The sequence below is a fragment of the Halalkalibaculum roseum genome (assembly GCF_011059145.1).
GTDB lineage: Bacteria > Bacteroidota > Rhodothermia > Balneolales > Balneolaceae > Halalkalibaculum > Halalkalibaculum roseum.
In genome coordinates this window covers 1-21,008 of record NZ_JAALLT010000005.1, presented here as the reverse complement: position 1 = coordinate 21,008, position 21,008 = coordinate 1, and the positions used below count along the sequence as shown (strand labels likewise).

The 21,008-nt window shown below is 44.9% G+C and carries 19 protein-coding genes and 1 tRNA gene; 13 read left to right on the top strand and 7 right to left on the bottom strand.

Annotated features, from left to right (window positions below; all coding sequences use genetic code 11):
* Positions 1–20: 20 nt before the first annotated feature.
* Positions 21–923, top strand: a complete 903-nt coding sequence (locus G3570_RS15390) for a glycosyltransferase (RefSeq protein ID WP_165143760.1) — start codon at positions 21–23, stop codon at positions 921–923.
* Positions 924–944: 21 nt separating this feature from the next.
* Here the strand turns inward: G3570_RS15390 and G3570_RS15385 are convergent, their stop codons facing one another.
* Together G3570_RS15385 and gatC are read right to left on the bottom strand one after the other, a co-directional pair.
* Positions 945–3,422 (bottom strand): YfhO family protein, encoded by a 2,478-nt coding sequence (locus G3570_RS15385; protein WP_165143759.1) that lies wholly within the window; start codon positions 3,420–3,422, stop codon positions 945–947.
* 17 nt (positions 3,423–3,439) lie between these two features.
* Positions 3,440–3,727, bottom strand: a complete 288-nt coding sequence (gene gatC, locus G3570_RS15380; protein ID WP_165143758.1) for an Asp-tRNA(Asn)/Glu-tRNA(Gln) amidotransferase subunit GatC — start codon at positions 3,725–3,727, stop codon at positions 3,440–3,442.
* A 347-nt stretch (positions 3,728–4,074) separates the two neighbouring features.
* On the opposite strand from gatC, the gene G3570_RS15375 reads away from it, so the two are divergent.
* The 7 genes from G3570_RS15375 (at position 4,075) to G3570_RS15345 (ending at position 10,175) form a co-directional block, all read left to right on the top strand.
* Positions 4,075–4,341, top strand: coding sequence for an HPr family phosphocarrier protein (locus G3570_RS15375; protein ID WP_165143757.1), 267 nt, complete (start codon positions 4,075–4,077; stop codon positions 4,339–4,341).
* Between the two features lie 32 nt (positions 4,342–4,373).
* Complete coding sequence (gene ptsP, locus G3570_RS15370) at positions 4,374–6,092, top strand: phosphoenolpyruvate--protein phosphotransferase (protein WP_165143756.1); 1,719 nt, start codon at positions 4,374–4,376, stop codon at positions 6,090–6,092.
* 6 nt (positions 6,093–6,098) lie between these two features.
* Positions 6,099–7,148, top strand: coding sequence for a bifunctional phosphoglucose/phosphomannose isomerase (locus G3570_RS15365; RefSeq protein WP_165143755.1), 1,050 nt, complete (start codon positions 6,099–6,101; stop codon positions 7,146–7,148).
* A gap of 95 nt (positions 7,149–7,243) precedes the next feature.
* The gene (locus G3570_RS15360) at positions 7,244–8,026 is read left to right on the top strand and encodes a biotin--[acetyl-CoA-carboxylase] ligase (RefSeq protein ID WP_165143754.1); all 783 of its coding nucleotides are present in this window, start codon (positions 7,244–7,246) and stop codon (positions 8,024–8,026) included.
* Complete coding sequence (gene tilS / locus G3570_RS15355; protein WP_165143753.1) at positions 7,998–9,350, top strand: tRNA lysidine(34) synthetase TilS; 1,353 nt, start codon at positions 7,998–8,000, stop codon at positions 9,348–9,350. The genes G3570_RS15360 and tilS overlap by 29 nt, the downstream gene beginning before the upstream one ends.
* Before the next feature lie 9 nt (positions 9,351–9,359).
* Complete coding sequence (gene hpt, locus G3570_RS15350; RefSeq protein ID WP_165143752.1) at positions 9,360–9,917, top strand: hypoxanthine phosphoribosyltransferase; 558 nt, start codon at positions 9,360–9,362, stop codon at positions 9,915–9,917.
* A gap of 169 nt (positions 9,918–10,086) precedes the next feature.
* Positions 10,087–10,175 (top strand) — tRNA-Ser (locus tag G3570_RS15345).
* 130 nt (positions 10,176–10,305) lie between these two features.
* On the opposite strand, the gene G3570_RS15340 is transcribed toward G3570_RS15345, so the two are convergent.
* From G3570_RS15340 to G3570_RS15330, 3 genes are all read right to left on the bottom strand, one after another.
* A complete protein-coding gene (locus G3570_RS15340; protein WP_165143751.1) occupies positions 10,306–10,725 on the bottom strand; it encodes a multidrug effflux MFS transporter in 420 nt (139 codons plus the stop codon).
* A 91-nt stretch (positions 10,726–10,816) separates the two neighbouring features.
* Positions 10,817–11,254, bottom strand: a complete 438-nt coding sequence (locus G3570_RS15335) for a secondary thiamine-phosphate synthase enzyme YjbQ (protein WP_165143750.1) — start codon at positions 11,252–11,254, stop codon at positions 10,817–10,819.
* Positions 11,255–11,381: 127 nt separating this feature from the next.
* Positions 11,382–12,158, bottom strand: coding sequence for an SDR family oxidoreductase (locus tag G3570_RS15330; RefSeq protein WP_165143749.1), 777 nt, complete (start codon positions 12,156–12,158; stop codon positions 11,382–11,384).
* A 285-nt stretch (positions 12,159–12,443) separates the two neighbouring features.
* On the opposite strand from G3570_RS15330, the gene typA reads away from it, so the two are divergent.
* Together typA and G3570_RS15320 are read left to right on the top strand one after the other, a co-directional pair.
* The gene (gene typA, locus G3570_RS15325) at positions 12,444–14,264 is read left to right on the top strand and encodes a translational GTPase TypA (protein WP_165143748.1); all 1,821 of its coding nucleotides are present in this window, start codon (positions 12,444–12,446) and stop codon (positions 14,262–14,264) included.
* Positions 14,265–14,470: 206 nt separating this feature from the next.
* Positions 14,471–14,932, top strand: a complete 462-nt coding sequence (locus tag G3570_RS15320) for a DUF4112 domain-containing protein (RefSeq protein WP_165143747.1) — start codon at positions 14,471–14,473, stop codon at positions 14,930–14,932.
* A 5-nt stretch (positions 14,933–14,937) separates the two neighbouring features.
* Here G3570_RS15320 and G3570_RS15315 read toward each other — a convergent pair whose 3' ends face one another.
* Both G3570_RS15315 and recG read right to left on the bottom strand, forming a co-directional pair.
* Positions 14,938–15,417 carry a DUF2306 domain-containing protein gene (locus G3570_RS15315; protein ID WP_165143746.1) on the bottom strand — a complete coding sequence of 160 codons (480 nt, stop codon included), beginning with the start codon at positions 15,415–15,417 and terminating at the stop codon, positions 14,938–14,940.
* 228 nt (positions 15,418–15,645) lie between these two features.
* On the bottom strand, positions 15,646–17,715 hold the full coding sequence (recG, locus tag G3570_RS15310; RefSeq protein ID WP_165143745.1) for an ATP-dependent DNA helicase RecG: 2,070 nt from the start codon (positions 17,713–17,715) through the stop codon (positions 15,646–15,648).
* A 195-nt stretch (positions 17,716–17,910) separates the two neighbouring features.
* Here recG and rpsL point away from each other — a divergent pair, with 195 nt between their 5' ends.
* Genes rpsL through fusA form a run of 3 tightly spaced genes read left to right on the top strand, consistent with a single transcriptional unit; the run spans position 17,911 to position 20,965 of the window.
* Positions 17,911–18,282: a 30S ribosomal protein S12 gene (gene rpsL, locus G3570_RS15305; protein ID WP_165143744.1), complete on the top strand. Its 372-nt coding sequence runs from the start codon at positions 17,911–17,913 to the stop codon at positions 18,280–18,282.
* A 39-nt stretch (positions 18,283–18,321) separates the two neighbouring features.
* A complete protein-coding gene (gene rpsG, locus G3570_RS15300; RefSeq protein WP_165143743.1) occupies positions 18,322–18,789 on the top strand; it encodes a 30S ribosomal protein S7 in 468 nt (155 codons plus the stop codon).
* Between the two features lie 31 nt (positions 18,790–18,820).
* Positions 18,821–20,965 (top strand): elongation factor G, encoded by a 2,145-nt coding sequence (gene fusA / locus G3570_RS15295; RefSeq protein ID WP_165143742.1) that lies wholly within the window; start codon positions 18,821–18,823, stop codon positions 20,963–20,965.
* Positions 20,966–21,008: the final 43 nt, after the last annotated feature.

The window sequence follows — 21,008 nt, the reverse complement described above, 5'->3', positions numbered from 1 at the left end:
GTTTGATAATACCGATATATTTGAAGCTGAAAATACATGATTTAATATATGATACCAATGTCATACACCCTCGTGACGAACCCTTACATATGACGGATCCCCTGGTTTCAGCAATTATTACCACAAAGAATAGGTCAGGAATGCTGCCACGCGCTCTTGTCTCTGTTCGCAATCAAAGCTATCCTAATATTGAAATAGTGATTGTTGATGATGGATCAACAGATCTGACTCCCAAAGTAATTGAAGATTTTGAATACGAGAATCGATTAATTCATCTACGCAATGAAGAATCACTTGGAGCCTGCCGCGCACGCAACCAGGGCATAGCAGCTTCTTCCGGTACTTTTATCGCAGGATTGGATGACGACGACGAGTGGCATCCCGATAGAATAAAATTTCTTGTGGATGCTTACAGTGATGAATTTGCCTGCATCACTTCCGATGTTCGCCTTGCCTATCCCAAAAGAACGGTACAGTGGAGCAAAGAAAAAGTAATCACCTTCAATGATTTACTCTATTCGAACCAAGTGGGCAACCAGGTACTGGTCAAAAAGGAGAGGCTGGAAAAAATAGGCGGTTTTGATGAGAATCTTGAGGCTGCACAAGATTATGATTTATGGCTGCGACTGGCGGAAACTTTCGGACCTATTAAAAATGTCAATAAACCGCTGCAGACTATTCATCTTGATCATGAAGCGGAACAGATTACGAACCCAAAGTCACAACTTGCCGGTTATTTGGAGTTTTACAAGAAACACAAAGCAAAAATGAATCTGACTCAGAGAAAATACCAGCTGTTCCAAATCCGAAGGGCCCAGGGAAAGGTCACTTCATTTTGGGAAATCTTCCGTTGGGTACCGCACTCATTTTGGCTTAATGAGGCTAAAAGATACCTCGCCAAAGGCTTTCTAAAGAATGATTAAGTGAATATCTAAAAAGAAATCTCAACTCTTTCTTTGGTAGATCAATCCAATCGCCAAGAGTCCGCAGATCCAAATGATGATATGTCCGGCCCATGCCAGTCTTGCTCCCCAAATGGCAGAGGTCGGCTTAAATCTAAGTTCCAGGGTATGTTCTCCGGAAGGAATACTAAATCCGCGCAACACAAAGTTGGTCTTATAGATTGGCACCGGTTCCCCGTCTAGAGTGGCTTGCCAACCTGCAGGATAGTAGATTTCACTGAGTACCAGAAATCCGGGTTCTTCAGTGGATGTTTGTAATACAATACGGTTGTCTGTATAAGAGCTAACCTGAACTGATGCGGCAGTATCGGCAGTCGTGGTCAGGCTTTGTTCGGTTTCTACTACGGCCAATTCAGCAGGATTGAATCCTGACCCCGGCTCCATCAGCTGTACGGCTTCACCGGGTGATCCCGCAGTTACTACAGTGTCAACAAAGAATGCCTTGGGTAGTACATTAGTGTTTTCGTAGACAAACCTGTTTTGGTTGGCATAAACCTGTTGCAGATCAGGGAAGGGCAGCTGTTGTCCTGATGAGATAAACTTTACATTCAGCATATCCAAAATAGGCATATTGATGCCTTGGGGGCCGGCCATAAGCAGGCGGTCGATCATATCCTGGTAATGGGCCAGTTTCGCTCCCGTATAGCCTCCGATGCTTGGATAGAAATACGCGGGAACGGCATTGTTAAAGGGGTTGTCAAGCAGTGGAAATACCCGGTAAGGGTATCCCTCTTCGCTTTGAATATTGTTAATGATGAACTCATCAAGCGGACGTTTTTGTCGCTCAATATACTGCTCTGCGGTGATCCGGTCCGGCACTAGCCTGTCTTTGCTGGTATAACGGTTGCCAACACTCAACATGTCGTAGGCCGTAAAGAGTATGAGTGCTGCCAGGAAGTAACCTTTGCTAATTCTGCCGCTGTAAAACAGGTAAATAAGAACCGATGCTAGCAGTACGATGACGAAGTAACGAATTGAATCTTTTTTGGCCATTGCCTTTCGTGCAGGCTTCAGCTGATTCGCCATGTAGTTGCTAACAGCCTGCTGCACCTGTGGATTATCAACAGAGACATTATTCTGCCGGGCTACCTGCTGTTCATACTGTTGACGTTCACCCGGCTTTTCAAAGGAGAGCAGAGCATTGCTACCCATGGCAAAAATCAGACCCAAACCAAGGGCCATTCCGAGAGGTATGTAAAGCTTTTTGGGCTGTTTCACTTTTTCTTTGGCCATAGTAAAGAGTGCATGTATGCCAAATACAGCAAGCACCGAGAAGCAAAAAACGGTCACAATCAGCCACATTTCGGGGGTCCGAAACTTGTTGAAAAATGGTACATAATTGAACATAAACTCATTCAGCAGCCGAAAGTTCTCCCCCAGAGAGAAGAGCATTGTTAATGTACCGACCCCAAGGAAGAGGTACTTAATCTTTTTGCGATAGGCAAAGAGACCTATTAAGGCAAGCAGAAAAGCAACTGCCCCCAGGTAATGGGGGCCACTGGTAAATGGCTTAGGACCCCAGTAAGCCTCACCGGAAGCCCCACCGAATATACCGGGGATGATTAAGGTAAGCAGTTCACCGACCCCCTGCGACCAGCTGAAGGCATAATCAAGGCCAAGACCCGAGCCGGAACCCACATCCAGCGTGGAGCCACCCCGGGTACTGAATTGTGAATACTCGTAAAGCCTCCAGTACGATTCCAGACTGGCCATGATTGCCAATAATCCGGCTCCGGCAATATAAGCTGAACGGGTTAGCCACTCGGTAATCTCATTTTTCCGGTATGCCTGTACGGTATCGAAAATCCACCAGAATCCAAGCAGGTAGATAAAGTAGTAGAAGACCTGTGGGTGGTTGGCGCGCAGTTCCAGGGTCAGGGCAAGACTGAATATGAAGAAGGCCAAGAGTTTCTTATTAGAACGGCTCATCATCCAATAACCTACCAGAACCCAGGTAATAATGGCATATGCCACAAACTTCGTGTTGTGGCCGGCCTCAATAATGATTGGGATGTAGGTAGTAAAACCGATTAAAATAGAGCCGACCACAGAGGCAAAAGGACGAATACCCTGTAAAATAAATAAACAATAAATCCCTCCAAGAAGTACCCAGAAGTATTGGAGGGGGTAGGCAGAATCGGAAATTTCTTTTACCAGGGTGTCAAGGCTTGGAACTGATTGAGGAGCAGAGATGACGTAAGAGGGCATGCCCGAAAACATGTTGGTCGCCCAAAGTGGATTCTCCCCGTCATGGGCTTCTTTATATTCAATGATGGATTCGGCACCTGCACGCCATTGCATCACATCATTGGCCATGAAGGTCTGGCCTCCGATCAATACCGAACTGTAAAGAATAATAGGTAAGACAAACAACACAATGAGTGCAATAACGTGCTGTTTATTTCTGGAAAGGCGGGAGATGAAGTCCTCTTTCAGGGAATCCGTGGATGTTCGAGCCATAGAGGTAGGTGTGGTATCTAGTCAATAACCTTAGGTACGCGGAAGTAATCGGAGTCGGCATCAGGAGCGTTTTTCAATGCTTCTTCATGCGGTAGCGGTTCTTTGGCTTTGTCGTCCCGGAGCCGGTATTCCATATCGATGACGTGTTCCAAAGGTTCCACATCACTGGTATCAAGTTCCTCCAGCGTTTCCATGTAATCCAGAATTTTACTCATATCTTTGGCAAGACCTTCCACTTCCTCATCGGTGAATTGTAATCTGGCCAGATGAGCTACATATCTGACGTCTTTTTCAGTTACGGACATATACTTACATTTTTGAGCGTTTACAAAGTGTTCCAAATGTAAGAAATCATTATTGGAATCGGCAATTTATTCAATTAGCAATTAACAGTGAACAATTATGAATTAACAATTAACAATTAGAAATGAACCTAATAAATAAACTAAGGCCTCCTCAATCGCTCTGCGGTTGACATAGCTACGGACGCACCGCGTCCGACTCATTTATGAATAAGATTAAAAAATTAATTCATGACTTGACACAAAATAGAGAGATTGCCAGCCACTGCTAAGTGCTAAGTGCTAAGTGCTAAGTGGATACTTGTGCAGAATATTGGCATTTTAAGCCTCTAAAAAATCCGGCACAATCCATGATCAAAAAGAAAGTTACCATAGTTAATGAAGCTGGGCTTCATGCCAGACCGGCTGCGGCTCTGGTAAAAACTGCCAGTAAATTCCAATCTGATTTTTATATTCATATGTACGGATACCGTGTTAACGGGAAGAGTATTCTTGGTGTAATGACCTTGGCAGCAGAGAAAGGTGCAGAACTGGAACTTGAGGTCAAGGGTAAGGATGAAAAAGAAGCAGTAGAAGCAATCAGTCGCCTTATTGAAAATGGTTTCGGCGAAAATTAGAAAACCTAATGAGTGAAAATCTTACAAGTAATATGTCTGGGACAGAAATTGAATTGGAAGGAGCTCCTGCCTCATCCGGTTCAGTGATTGGGGAGGCTTTTGTCTACAAAAAGAAGGAGTTTGATATTCAGTCATCCACGATTAAGAAGGGTGAAGTGCTTGACCATATCAACCAATTCAAAAAAGCGCGTATTCAGATGGAATCGGAGCTTCAGGAAATGCAAAACGGCTCTCATTCCAATGAAGCCACGGATATTATTGAGGCCCAGATAGAGATGGTTAATGATCCGGTCTTGGCTGACCAGATCGAGAAGTTGATTAAGGAAGAACTTTACTCTGCAGAGTTTGCCATTCAGCGAGCCTTCGAAGATTATATCAGATTGATGAAAAATTCAGACAATCCTCTGGCCCGGGAGAGATCCATTGACATTTCGGATATCAGGGATCGTCTGCTGGAATACATCAACAAGGAGAGTGACAGTCCTGGAATTGAAACCGGATGTATTGTAGTAGCACAGGATTTGAGCCCGAGGGAAGTAATTAGCCTGACCAATTATAATATCGAAGGCATCATTATGGATCGGGGAGGGGTTACTTCTCATGCCGCTATCATCGCCCGCTCTCTTGGCATCCCGGCAATTGTGGGGACAAAAACTGCCACGGAGTCCATTACTTCGGAATCTCGCATTGCCATGAACGGGGATACAGGCGAGATATTTGTACATCCCACCCAAACCAGGATTAAGGATTTTGAGGTAACCATAGAGGAAAACCGCCGGAGGGATAAGAAATTAAGTGAAGTCATCAATAAAAAATCAGAAACTTCTGACGGGCACCCATTTATTTTGCGTGCCAATATAGAGTTCCCTGAGGAACTGGAACATTTAAGGGCCCTGAAGGCCTCGGGTATCGGATTGCTCAGAACCGAATCCATCTATATGGAGAAGGAGCATTTCGAAGATATAGCCATGCAAAAGGAGTTTTACCGAACCATCATGAAAGAGACCGGTTCAGATCCGGTCATCATGCGCCTTTTTGATGCCGGGGGCGATAAACTTTTTGATGATAATAAAAAGGAACAAAATCCTTTCTTGGGATGGAGGGGAATACGCTTGCTTCTTGATAACAGAAAACTACTTCGAGAGCAGCTTGAAGCCATATTAACGATTGCCGGTGAGTTCCCAGGCCGCATAAAAATTCTGGTGCCCATGGTGACCGTACTGGAAGAGTTGACTGAAGTTAAGGAGGAGATCCGGTCGGTTCAGGAGCGATTACAGTCAGAGGGTAAAGACATTGACCGGGAGGTACCGGTAGGAATTATGGTGGAAGTGCCAAGTGTTGCTCTCAAAATTGATAAATTCACTGAGATGGTTGATTTTGTAAGCATTGGGACGAATGATTTGACCCAATATGTACTGGCGGTCGACAGGGGTAATGAGTTAATTGCTGATATATACAATCAGCGCCATCCCGCTGTTTGGGAGCTCATTGCCAAGGTGGCTGATTCAGCTGTACGTTATAACAAGCAGGTTACGGTATGTGGAGAGTTGGCATCCGATCCTGTTTCAGCAGCCTGCATGCTTGGGATGGGGATCAATGACTTGAGTATGGCACCCGGTAAACTTGCCGGTGTTAAACACCTATTGATTGACAGGTCATTGGATGAGATGAAGCAACTTGCTGAAAAGGTATTAGACTGTGGCACAACCCAGGAAGTAAACAACTTGTTTAAAAGTTGGAGTGAGAGATAAAGCAATATGCAGCTTACGAGAGAACAGATTACATCAGTCGATGGTCAGAATATGTGGGAGCTTATAGCCGGATTTCCCAACCAGTGGGATGAGGCTATGAAAATTACTGAAGACCTAAGTCTTTCTGTTGATAGTGACAAAGTCAATAAGATTTGTTGCGTTGGTATGGGCGGTTCCGCCATGGGTCCGGATCTCATTAAAGCCTATTCCTTTGGCTGTTGCCCCCATCCCGTAGAAGTTATCAGGCACTACTCTGTACCCAACTGGGTGGATGAAAATACCCTTTTTATTGCCTGTAGTTTTTCCGGAAATACCGAAGAAACTTTGTCAGCCTTGGAACAGGCAAGGGAAAAGGGTGCTCAGATTATCGCCATTACCTCGGGTGGGACTCTGCTGCTTAATGCCACAAAAGAAGAGTTCGATTATATCAAGATTCCGGGAGGCATTCCTCCGCGGGCAGCTCTTGGATTCAGTTTTGTGCCGCTTTTTAGGATTTTCAGCTACCTGGGGTTTTTGGATGAGGGAGAAGAGGCACTTTCCGAGACAGAGCTTTTTTTAAGTCAGCAGGGAGAATTATTATCTGATATCTCGGATAATGAGGCGCTGTCGCTGGCCCGGGAGTTACAGGACACGCTTCCTATTGTCTATTCCGATAGTACCGTAATGAAGCCGGTAAACCAAAGATGGAGAAACCAGTTTGAAGAAAACAGCAAGACGCTTTCATACGGGAATGTACTGCCGGAGATGACTCATAATGAAATTGTGGGATGGGAGCAGGTCGTGCATCTGACCGGAAGGCTCTCCGTTATCATGCTCTTCGACAAGGCTGACGATAAGCGGGTCCGCAAGCGCATGCGTATCGTGAAAGACCTGATCGAAGACCAGGTTGCCTCTATTCATGTTCTTTCGACTAGGGGGGAGAGCAGGCTGACCAGGATGTTTTCACTCATTCAAATGGCAGACTGGACCAGCTTTTATCTCGCTATCATCAATAACGTAGATCCCACGCCCATTGCAAAAATTGATCTCTTGAAAAGTCGTCTGGCCGAGGAGTAGTGAGTTTTTAAAATTATAAATAAAACAGCTCATGCCAGACGCTTGGAATATCAAAGTTCAATTATGATCCTTAGTAACCAATAACCGGCATTCGCTTGTTCGATGTAAACACATTTAAGAAGGCATTAACCACCCGTTGGCTCGGACATGACCTGGTCTATTTTCAGGAGCTTGATTCGACCAACACCTATCTAAAGAAGCTCCCCGGCAGGGAAATAAGTCACGGTCTCCTTTGCCTTGTTGATTCGCAAACAAAAGGAAGGGGACAGTACAATAAGAGCTGGGAAACCAAGCCTGGAAAAAACCTTACCTTTACCATAGCTTTTAAACCAAGTGAAAGCGGCCGCTTCCATATTGTTACCCTCGTTTGTGCCAAGGCTATTATTGATGAACTAGAGGACCGGTATGGATTAAATCCGTATATGAAGTGGCCCAACGATATTTTTGTCGGCGATAAAAAAATTGCCGGTCTATTGACGGAATCTACGTTCAGCGGAAATAAGATCGACCGGCTGCTGGTGGGAATCGGACTGAATGTAAACCAGGAAGACTTCCCCAAAGAACTCATGAATATTGCAGGATCCTTGAAGCTCCTAACCGGAGAAGAGATCTCACGAGAAGAGCTGTTGGCAAGTTTGTTATCGCGTATGGAATACGGTTATGGGCGGTGGCATAAGCGCGATCAGTCACAGTTAAAAGAGATCAATCAGAAGATTGAAGGGTACGGCCGTTGGGTAAAACTTAAAATTGGGGATAAAATTCGTGAGAAACCGGGCAAACTTTTGGGTATCAATGAAAAGGGACAAATGACAATTATCAATCCGGAAGGAGAAATCGAGACATTTTCCTATGAGCAAATCCGCATCATTGCAGATTGAAAAAAGAGTTTGGCAAAACCTGGAGGATTACATTGAGGTATCGGCTCCCCGTTTTATCGTTGCCGTGAGCGGTGGTCCCGATTCCATGGCTCTACTTTATACATTTCACAAATTGAATGTTGATTCCATTGTTGCTCACATCAACTACGGGAAAAGGGCAGAGGAGTCCGAAAAAGATGCTGAACTGGTAGAACAGATGGCCTATGAATGGGGCTTCGACTGCCATTCGGTTAAAGTAGATCCTGAAGAAGCTGATAACAAAAATTTTCAGCAGTGGGCTCGAAAGGTGCGATACGAGGTATTTCGTTCATTGGCTGAGGAATATGATGCGGATGGTATCGCATTGGCTCATCATGAAGACGACCAGGTAGAAACCATCCTTCAGAAACTGTTCAGAGGCTCCGGACTTGAAAGCTGGTCAGCCATGGATATTTGGGACGGGGAGCTGTTTCGTCCTCTTCTGGAGACGGGAAGAGAGGAAATCATGAAATATTGTGTGCAACAGGCCATCCCTTATCGAATAGATAAGAGTAATTTGAGTTCGGAATTTGCCAGGAATTTCTTGAGAAATGAATGGCTCGAACGCCTCGATCAACACTTTCCGGGATGGAAAGAGAACGTGAAAAGACTCCCCGCACAGGCTGAACTCTTTTCTACGGCCCTGGATTGGATTTCCAACCAAATCACTGATGACAGGGATTGTCTGGACAGAGATCAATTTATCTCACTCGAACCGGAACTGGCACAGGCATTGATTTTGAAGAAAATGAAAGAGGTTCATCCGGGCATAGAACTGAACAGGGATGCCCTGAGTGAAATTGACAAATTACAGGAGCTTCAAACCGGAAAGGCTATACAGCTGACGGAGAACTATGAGATCTTGCGAGACAGGGAGCGGTTTAAAATTGTATATAATCGTCCGGATGCTCTCAAATTACTGGAACTCAAACAAGACGAACTGGAAAACCACCCTTTCAGTTTGGATAACCTGGTTTTTGAAATCGGTTCCTGCGAGGATCCTGACTTCGAAAATGCATTGTACCTCGATATCGATAAGCTTGAATGGCCGCTTACCCTGAGGAACTGGAAGTCGGGAGATGCATTTCAACCGCTGGGTATGGAAGGTCACCAGAAGGTATCCGACCACCTGACCAACCGAAAAGTCAGTGCCTCAGAAAAAAATTCGGCGCTGGTCATTGTCTCTTTTGATGAAACCATTTGTGCCATTATCTTTCCGCCAATTGAAAATCGAAGGCCACCCGGCACCATCGCCGAATCCGTGAAGTGTGATCACACCACTGATCGATGCCTAATCATTAAATAGAATTTCAGAATGTCATTTTATAGTCCCAAAACCGTTGAGTGCAACGGGGAGACCTTTAGTGAATATATTACACGTGAAGAACTAGATGCCCGAGTTGCCGAGTTAGGTGATCAACTCAACCGGGATTATAAAGGGAAGCGTCCCATATTTATTGGAGTATTAAATGGCGCATATATCTTTTTGTCTGATCTTATGCGGCATGTACAGGAGCCTTGCGAGGTGGATTTCCTGAAACTGAGCAGCTATGGCGATGAAAAGGTATCTTCCGGACAGGTTACCGATCTTAAGGATATTGATGCCGATATTGAGGGTAGGCATGTCATTCTGGTGGAAGATATTGTCGATACCGGTTTATCCATGAAGTATCTGGTAGACAAACTTCAAAAAAAGAATCCGGAAACCATAGCCACGGTTACCTTGCTGCACAAGAAGGAAGCGACCCATCACGAGGTAGACTTGGATTATGTTGGTTTTGTCATACCCAAACTATTCGTTCTGGGATATGGCCTTGATTATGCCCAAGAAGGTAGAAACCTTTCACAGATCTATATACTTGATGAAAAGTAGTATGCCAAGATAAAATAGACCGGATATAGGTTAATAGCTTTGAACAGTGACATTCCATAAGCGCAGTTCTCCATTAAACCTTCGATCACCATCGTTTCAGCGTCCCGTTATTTTTTTCGATTAATCATTGATATCAAATACTGACGGACTTATATTAGGCGTCTTCCTTGGAGAGGTGGCTGAGCGGTCGAAAGCGCTCCCCTGCTAAGGGAGTATACCCTTAACAGGGTATCGAGGGTTCGAATCCCTCCCTCTCCGCATTACTTACCACTAAGGCACTGCAGGCACTTAGTTCACATCGTGTACAGGTATTTAGCCGCTAGAATTATTTAAACAAAAATCTAGTGACTGTAAATCTGTCTGATCTGTGTATTCTGTGTTCTATCTATCAAATTTGACTATTCGTTACTGCAAGATTTCCTCCTAACCATCCAATTGGTAAGTAGGCAAATATCAAATCAACGACAAGAAACCATGTCGGGGCCGGTAATAAAAATGCATTGGTAATACCCCCGAGCAGAAAGAAAGCACTGATTCCCAAGGCAAACTTCATCTGGTGACTGTCAGCAATTTTTGCTGCCAGATAAGCACCTGCTAGAGTGCCCAGGGCATGAGCCAGGAAAGGAAAAATAAAGTGTTTGGCTTTAAAAAGATGCATGTTCTGTTTGAGGCTTTCCATATCAGTAGGATCTACCCCTTCTGGGGGAGGGATAACGGATCCGCTCACCATTATGAGACCCATATTTACAATTCCGCCGACGATAAGTCCGATGACGAAAGCTAAGGAATTCTTATAGATTGGTTTCATTTTTCCTATTCCCCTTATTGTTATTTAAACATGTCTGTTTATCCCTTGAATAAGAAAAGATAGAAAATTACCTGAATTAAGTATGGCTTTTCTAGTTTTCGGTAGAATAAGTTGCGCCGTTCAGTGTGACAACCACCTTTCTCCTCCCACCGTTATTACGATGCTCGCATAAGTAGATTCCCTGCCAGGTGCCAAGGTTTAGCTTTCCATTTGTTATAGGAATAGAAACAGAATGGCCGAGTATCGAACTCTTGATATGAGAAGTCATGTCATCGGGTCCTTCCAGGGTGTGCTCATAAAGAGAGGTATCTTCCGGCACCATGCGTTTGAAATGTGATTTAAAATCCCGCCGCACCGAGGGATCTGCATTTTCATTAATGGTAAGGCTGGCACTGGTATGCTTGATAAAGATATGGGCCAGCCCTGTCTCAATCTCTGATATCTCCAGTACTTCCGATACGATCTCTTCCGTAATGATATGATAACCCCTTGGCTTGGGCGATAGGGAGATTTCTTTTTGTTTCCACATTTTCAAATAAATTAAAATCGTAAAATAGAATTTGAAACAAACTTCATAAAACAGCAGCCTTTGCTAATTGCTAATTGCTAATTGCTAATTGCTAATTGCTAATTGCTAATTGCTAATTGCTAATTGCTTAACCAAATAACCCTTTAATACTCCCCCCGTCATGACTTATCGTTTGACCGGTAACGTAAGCAGCACGGGGTGAGAGCAGCCAGGCGGCCAGAGAGGCGATCTCTTCTCCTTTGCCAAACCGTCCTACCGGAATGCTTTCTTCCATAGCTTGTTTGATTTCATCGAAATTAATATCAGAGTCTTCTTCCTCTTTTTTGATTACCCGCTCAATGGCAGGAGTATCATGAGAGCCGGGTGCCAGCACGTTCACGGTAACTCCCTCTTTGGCAACTTCCTGCGACAAGGATTTGGCAAATCCAACCATGCCTGCACGAAATGAATTGCTCAGCACCAGCTTTGGAATCGGTTGCTTAACCGACTGGCTTTCAATGTAGAGCATGCGCCCATAGTTATTATTGGTGAAATAACTGACCAGACGAAGACTCAGATCAATCTTCCAGCGCATCACTTTTTTATAGGCCTTATCCCAGTCGTACATGGCCGTCTCCAGCGGGGTCAAAGCAGGTGGTCCGCCTGCATTAATCACCACTCCATGAATCGCATCATTGCCTATGGCTGCTTCAATATCATTATGGGTTTCATCTTGAAGCAAGTTGCCGGCAATTATTTCTACTTTGTTGGGATTGCCTTCTTTTAATTCCTCCAGCTTCTCTTCTCTTCGTGCAATAGCAATAATGGATGCCCCTTCAGCAAGTAGACGTTCGGCAATAGCTCTGCCAAATCCGCTGCTGGCACCGCAAACAATAAATCTTTGGTCTTTTATACGCAAATCCATTCGATGGGATGTTTAATTGATAAATCTTGGTTCAGAAACAGGAGTACTTTCACGGGGTGTCATGGTGAAGTAACGCTCCCATTTGCCTTGCTATATATACCAAAACATGCCATCAGGGTCAAAGAAAGGATGAATAGCTGGAGTGACAGATTTATTTTTGGTCAGGTATAATGATTTGGCAAGATAAAACCTTATCTTGCGGGGCTGTCATAAAATCGGTTATTGCATCTGTGCAGATCCGCAGCCCAAACAAGAAACTTCAGATTTACAATACAATACCACAATATGCATAACGATATTCGAAATATCGCCATCATAGCACACGTTGATCACGGGAAAACTACACTCGTAGATCAGATGCTCAAGCAAAGCGGAACCTTCCGTGAAAACCAGAATGTGCAGGACCGCGTTATGGATTCCGGTGACCTGGAGCGGGAGAAGGGAATTACCATAAGTTCCAAAAATACCGCCGTTAAATGGGGTGATACCAAAATCAACATTGTGGATACCCCGGGTCACGCTGATTTCGGTGGAGAGGTAGAACGTATTCTGAAAATGGTCAACGGGGTAATTATTCTGGTGGATGCGGCTGAAGGCCCTCTGCCACAGACTAAATTTGTTCTCAGAAAATCCCTGCAGCTCGGTTACCAGCCGATCGTTGTGATCAACAAAATCGACCGTAAGGATGCCCGTCCCGATGATGTGCTGAATGAAATTTTCGACCTTTTTGTAGCTTTGGATGCCTCTGATGAACAACTCGATTTCCCCATTCTCTATGCCATCGGAATCGACGGAATTGCCAAACATGAACTTGAAGATGAGGGGAAAGATCTTAGTCCGCTCTTTGAAACGATCGTAGAAAAAATTCCACCACCAGAACAGAATTTCGATGCTCCCTTTAAAATGCTGATTAGCAGTATTGACTGGAATGACTATGTGGGACGTATTGCCATCGGACGAGTAGAGCAGGGTACTATTAAAACAAACCAGGAAATTGCACTGTTAAATCGAAAAGGAGAGGTGAAAGAAAAAGCGCGGGCAACCAAGCTATTTACCTTTAACGGTCTTCAGCGCGAGCCTGTGGAACAGGCCGGAGCGGGAGATATTTTCGCCCTTGCCGGGTACGAAAATGTGGATATCGGCGATACGCTAACAGCCACCTCCGACATGACGGCTCTCGAATATTATGATATCGACAAGCCAACCATGGCTATGTATTTCAGAGTCAACAACTCACCCTTTGCCGGACTCGAAGGTGACTATGTCACTTCCAACCAGATTAAAGATCGCCTCATGAAGGAGATCCGCACGAATGTAGCGATAGAGGTAGAACCGACTGAGAGCCCGGACGTGTATAAGGTATCCGGTCGCGGAGAGCTGCAGCTGGCCATTTTAATTGAAACCATGCGGCGCGAAGGATTTGAGTTTGCCGTATCCCGTCCGGAGGTACTCTATCGCGAGATTGACGGAGAGATACACGAACCTTATGAAGAAGTAGTTGTGGACGTGCACCAGGACTATAGCAACCGTGTGATTGACAACCTGCAGCAGCGTAAGGGAATCATGACTTCAATGACACAGGAGGGAGACAATAATCGATTGGTGTTTAAAGTACCTTCTCGCGGACTCATCGGTTTTCGTAGCGAAATGCTCACGGAAACACGCGGCACCGGAATCATGCACCAGCAGTTTGATCGTTACGAGCCTTTTGCGGGCGAGATTCCGGGTAGAAATCGTGGAGCACTCATAGCGCTGGAAAAAGGGGAAGTTACCAGTTATGCCCTGGAAGGGCTTCAGGATCGGGGAACCTTCTTTGTAAAGCCCGGGGAGAAAGTGTACATGGGACAGGTTGTTGGAATCAATAACCGCAGCGACGATATGGTCGTCAACGTGGTGAAGAAAAAGAATCTTACCAACCATCGGGCAACCCAAACCGCGGACTCTGTAAAAATTGATCCGGCCAAAGATATGAGCCTAGAACAGCATATCGAGTTTATAGATAAAGATGAATTGCTGGAAGTAACGCCTCAAAGCCTTCGTATTCGCAAAATGTATCTCGATCCTAACGAACGCAAACGTGCCGAGAAGCAGAAAGAATTCGCGTAACTAAAAGTCCCCCTTCCAAGGGGGTTAATCTGCGCCCGTTCAGGGCGAGGATTAGGGGGATGGATGATAGAGCAATTTCTAAAAAACGTACACCAAAGACCCATCATGCCTGCCCCGAAGATGTTCGAGATCCGGAATCAAGATGTGTTGAATTAGAGATACTTTTAGATTATGCTCCTCAGTGAACAGATCTAATCATGAGGCATATGTCCCAGAATAAACCCAAATCCAAACAAAAGCAATTTGCCGAACTTCTGGACAGTAGGTTTACCATTCCTGGCACAAAGATATCCTTTGGTATCGATCCCATCATTGGACTCATCCCCGGCATCGGCGACTGGCTAGGCGGAGTTGCTTCTCTCTATTTCCTGGTTCATGCCGTTATATTGGGAGCAAGAGTCACGATAATCCTACGCATGCTCTTAAATATCTTGATGGATATTATCATCGGATCAATACCGGTTATGGGAGAAATCTTTGATGTGGGTTGGAAAGCCAATCTGAAAAATGCCCGCCTGCTGGAGGACCTGGAGCATTATCCGGAAGAAACAGAACGACAAAGCAAAGTTATTGTATGGAGTATCGGTATCTTGTCCGTAATAATCGTCTTATCCTTACTATACCTGATCGCATTGTTATTTGCGGAAATCATTGAAACAATTTTATAGTAATTTTAGCTCAGGTGTTTCTTCCAACGTTGCTTTGCTTTATAAAAGTAAAGTCCTGCCGCCAACATTATGATTCCGCTTGCAATTCCTACCATCCCAAAGAAGGGGGTTTCGGGTACCCTGGTAAGTATCTCTGAAGCAAAAGCAGCATATAAGCCCATCACGGACCAATACATTAAACTGAAATGAAGGTAAAACCATGATTTTATTGGTCTTCTTAGTAAAGCCGGTACCATTCCGCCAATGACTGTTGCCAAACTTAATATGGCAGCATAGTGAAATATTCCAAAGCCATCGAAAAGCCTGTAAATCATCAGCGCGGAAACATTTAACAGTAACATGCTAAGGGCATAAACATATCCGATCTTTTTGTGCAAAGAAGTTCCTTTCTTAAAACTCAGAACACTTGTGCCGGATAGTAGTGCAATAATTGCAAAGGCGAAATGAAAGGCACCAACCGGATATTCAATGAAATAGTTTTCCATATGTCGTTAAATTAGTTGTTAGCAACTAACTATTTGCCTGCTGTCTATTTTTTAGTTTCAACTACTTGAACTTGGTTAATTAATAAAATGGACACAGAGCGCCCGCGTCCCCATCAACCGCAGAGCGATGAACAAATAGATAGCTACTATTAATAATCCTTTTACCTTATACCTTATACCTTATCCCCCTATTCCTCAGTAAATCAGTCCCTCAATCCCTCAATTCTCCTACCCCATCCCATAAAACTTCGCTCTTTCTTTATAATAGGGGGTGAATACTTTTTTCAACTCCTGATGTTCATTTCGTTGAAGGTCAGGGTCATCTTTAATAAGATCCCAGGCGGCTGACTTGGCTTGGGCCAGTATCCACTGGTCTTCGATGATGTCCGCAATCTTAAATTCAGGGAGCCCGCTCTGCTTGGTCCCCAGGAAGTCGCCGGGCCCTCGGAGTTTCAGATCAGCTTCCGCAATTTTGAAGCCGTCGGTGGTCTCGGCCATTTTACTGAGCCGGAAGCGGGCTTCGGTGCTAACTTTCTGACCATATATAAGAATACAATAACTTTGCCGGGTACCTCGCCCGATACGTCCCCGTAGCTGGTGTAGCTGGGAGAGACCGAACCGCTCGGCGTGTTCCACGATCATGATATTGGCATTGGGGACGTCAACGCCTACTTCTATAACGGTGGTGGAGACCAGCACTTGGATTTCATTATCAATAAACTGCTTCATCACGGTATCTTTTTCTTCAGACTTCATCCTGCCATGAAGCAGCCCGACATTGAAATTTGGAAATTGCTTTTTGAGTTTTTCATAGCCGGCCGTAGCATCTTTCAAATCCACTGCTTCAGACTCTTCCACCAGCGGGTAGACTACATAGGCCTGTCCGCCTTCTTTCAAATTCTTTTCTACAAAGTCATATATATCGTCCTGTTTTTTCTCCGGACGCACTGCTGTCTTGACCGGCTTTCTTCCTCCGGGGAGTCCTTTAATGACAGAAATATCCAGATCACTGTAAACCGTCATGGCCAGTGATCGTGGAATAGGGGTGGCCGACATTACCAGCACATGTGGATGGGACCCTTTATCTAGCATCTCGGCGCGCTGCTTTACTCCAAAACGATGCTGCTCGTCAATCACCGCAAGTCCCAGATTGTGGAAGTTGACTTGATCTTGAATTACGGCATGGGTTCCAACCACTACCTGGCAGTTTCCGCCCTCGATATCGGTTAAAATGTCGGTGCGCAGAGCATTTTTTTGATTCCCCACCAGTAGCCGGATGGTAATATCCAGGGGTTCCAGTAATTCAATGAGTGTGCGATAGTGCTGTTCGGCCAAAATTTCAGTGGGTGCCATAAATGCAGCCTGGAAGCCGTTATCCAAAGCCATGAGGATGGCACCTATGGCTACTATGGTCTTACCCGAACCTACATCACCCTGAAGCAGCCGGTTCATCTGCTGGCCGGACCGAACATCCTGCTTGATGTCGGACAATGCCTGCTTCTGCCCCTCGGTTAACTCAAAAGGCAGGTGCTCGTTGAAAAAACGTTTCGTGTAGTTATCCAAATTGCTAAATACATGTCCGCTGGCGCGCTCAACGATTCGGTGCTTAACTTTAGCTATGCTGAGTTCAAAAAGGAAAAACTCTTCAAACTTAAATCGCTCCCTTGCTTTGAGGTATTCATTCCGTGATTCCGGCAGGTGAATCATCCGGTAGGCCTCCTTCCTTCCGGGCAGGTCCTGCTCCTTTAAAATCTCTTTTGGGATAAATTCAGGTGGCTGTACATGTTTAAGTACCGTGCTAACCCACTGGTGAATAAGTTTACTGGTGATATAAGTTTTCGAAAACTGCTTGTTGCCCGGATAAACGGGTACAATTCGGGTGAGGTCCTGCAGGTCACTGGGGTCGCCCACTTTATCCACATCGGGATGAGCGATGGATATGGAGCGTCCGTACCGTTTTGCCTTTCCGAAGAAAGCCACAATCTCATCTTCTTTGAAAGTTTTCTTGAAATAGGAAACTCCCTTAAACCATACTCCTTTCATGGTACCTGTCTCATCCTGGATAATGACTTCGAGACGTTTCTTTCTGCGGTAACCGGCCTCATGGATATCCTTCACACGTCCCACCACGGTTACCTCTTCACCCCGCCCGGTGAGCCGGTCGATAGGACTAACGGTAGTACGGTCTAAATACCGTCTTGGGAAGAAATTGAGCAGGTCACCCACGCTCTCAATTCCGGCCTCCGCCAGGGCATTCAGTCTTTTGGTGCTAAGGTCTGAAAGGTCAATTAATTTCAAATTGATATATTGATATATATAAGTTTATCTTAATAATACGGTACTTATAGAGGTATTTGCAGGTGAATTACGCAGAACTCAACAATAAGGGAAAAAAGTGAAAATATTTAGTCAATTCTTCTTGCCATTTTGGGTGTAAATTCCTTATCATTGGCAACTCTTGTTCGACCGAAAAATCAATTAAGCGTTAAAATCGTGCCTACAATACAACAACTTATTAGAAAAGGTAGAAAAAGTAAGAAGAGCAAAACAACTGCTCCTGCTTTGGAAGGATGCCCACAGAAGCGTGGCGTTTGCGTCCGTGTTTACACCACAACTCCAAAGAAGCCGAACTCCGCATTGCGTAAGGTTGCTCGTGTTCGTCTGACTAACGGAATGGAAGTTACTGCTTACATCCCCGGTGAAGGTCACAATCTTCAGGAACACAGTATCGTATTGATTCGTGGCGGTCGTGTCAAAGACTTGCCCGGTGTTCGTTACCATATTGTACGTGGAACTCTTGATACGGCAGGCGTTGACGATCGTAAGCAAGGTCGTAGCCTTTACGGTACCAAGAAGCCTAAGTAATAAGATAACGTTATCAGTAGGAAATAAACTGACAAGAATATGAGAAGAAAAACAGCAGATAAACGTGATGTACAACCGGATCCCGTATTTGGGGATAAGCTGGTTACCCGTTTCGTGAACAACCTGATGAGAGACGGAAAGAAAAACGTTGCAAGAAAGATATTGTATCAAGCATTTGAAATTATTGAAGAGAAGACCGGTGAAGACGGCATGGAAGTTTTCAAAAACGCCATGAGTAATGTTTCTCCGGTAGTAGAGGTTCGTTCACGACGAGTCGGCGGCTCTACTTATCAGGTGCCCGTTGAAGTTAGGCCTGACAGAAGCACGGCACTGGGCATGCGCTGGATCATTAAGGCATCTTCCAGCAGAAACGACAAGTCAATGGCCCGAAGACTTTCCAGGGAATTGATGGATGCATCCAATAACGAAGGCGGTGCGGTTAGAAAGAAAGATGAAGTTCACCGCATGGCTGAAGCAAACAAGGCGTTTGCTCACTTTAGATTTTAATAACGATTTATATACGACATAGTTTAGAATAATGGCTGAAGCTACTACAAAAACAGACCCGAAAATTATAGACAGGATTAAGCGTACCCGTAATATCGGTATCATGGCTCACATCGATGCCGGTAAGACAACGGTTACGGAGCGAATCCTTTTTTACACCGGTATTACTCACCGAATGGGAGAGGTGCATGACGGCGCCGCAACCATGGACTGGATGGAACAGGAGAAAGAACGCGGTATTACTATTACCTCCGCTGCTACTCACTGTATCTGGAAAAATCACCGTATCAACATAATTGATACACCGGGACACGTTGACTTTACCGTTGAGGTAGAGCGTTCACTTCGTGTTCTTGACGGTGCGATCGGTGTGTTCTGTTCGGTAGGAGCCGTTCAGCCTCAATCGGAAACGGTTTGGCGCCAGGCGAACAAGTACAACGTGCCTCGCATGGCTTTTGTAAATAAAATGGACCGTACCGGTGCAGACTTCTTCAATGTAATTAAGCAGATGAAGGACAAGCTCGGTGCAAATCCAATACCTATCCAGATTCCAATCGGTTCTGAAGAGAATTTCCGCGGGGTTGTAGACCTTATTAATATGCGCGGGATCATCTGGGATGACCAGTCACTTGGTATGGAATTCGAAGAAATCGACATTCCGGAAGAACTTCAGGATAAGGCTGACGAGTACAGAAAGATTATGCTCGAAAATATTGCCGACCATAACGATACGCTGATGGAAAAGTATCTTATGGATGAAGAGATTACAGAAGAAGAGATTGAAGATGCCATTCGTGAAGCTACACTGAACCGTTCTATTACTCCGGTAATGTGCGGATCTGCCTTGAAGAATAAAGGTGTTCAAACACTGCTTGACAAGGTAATCAAGTACATGCCGAGTCCTTATGATATTCCTGCCATCACCGGTAAGGATCCTGAGGATCATGATGTTAAGATGGAACGTAAGCCAAGTGTGCAAGAGCCATTCTCTGCACTTGCTTTTAAAATTATGTCTGACCCTTATGTGGGTAAGCTGACCTTCTTCCGCGTGTATTCGGGAGAACTCGAGAAAGGATCTTATATCTTTAACTCAACGACTGGCAAGAAAGAACGCGTCGGACGTATCCTCGAGATGCACGCAAATGATAAGAAGGACCTTGATGTAGTTCGAGCCGGTGATATCGCAGCAGCAGTTGGTGTTAAGGAAGTTAGAACCGGAGATACCTTTTGTGATATTGATGAACCAATCTTGCTTGAGGAAATTACTTTCCCTGAGCCGGTAATCAAGCTGGCTGTTGAGCCCAAATCAAAGGCAGATGCTGAAAAACTTACTACTGGACTTATCAAGTTGGCAGAAGAAGATCCGACTTTTCAGGTTGAAACCGACGAAGAGACAGGCCAGACAACCATCGCCGGTATGGGCGAACTTCATCTGGAAATTATTGTCGATCGCCTGAAGAGAGAATTTAAAGTTGAAGCCAATGTAGGACGTCCGCAGGTATCCTACCGTGAAACCATTCAGGGTGTTGTTGAACATCGCGAAACCTACAAGAAGCAAACCGGTGGACGCGGTAAATTTGCCGATATGGAATTTGAAATCGGACCTATCGATCATTTCTCAGAGTATGAGGATGATGACAAGAAAGTTACCGTAACTCAAGGCTTTAAATTTATTGACGAAATTGTAGGCGGAAATATACCTCGTGAATACATACCGTCAGTTGAAAAAGGATTCCGTGAAGCTATGAAAGGCGGTATCCAGGCTGACTATCCTGCACAGAATATCGGTGTGCGACTCTTTGACGGATCGTACCACGATGTTGACTCTGATGCGTTCAGTTTCGAATTGTGTGCAAAGCTTGCTTTCCGGCGATCAGCCCAAAAAGCAAAACCAACCATCCTGGAGCCAATCATGGATGTAGAAATAATCACCCCGGAAGAATACATGGGTGATGTAATCGGTGACCTGAACGGACGCCGCGGTATCATAGGTAAAATGGATAACAACAATGAAGGTTCTGTTGTTACTTGCAAGGTTCCATTGTCAGAAATGTTCGGTTACTCAACCGATCTCCGTTCTATCACTCAGGGTCGTGCTGTATACTCTATGGAATTTGCCGAGTATGCTGCTGTACCCGACAACGTGGAAAAAGAAATATTAGAATCCAGAGCTTAATAAAACATTAACTACCAGTATTATGGCAAAAGAGACATTTCAG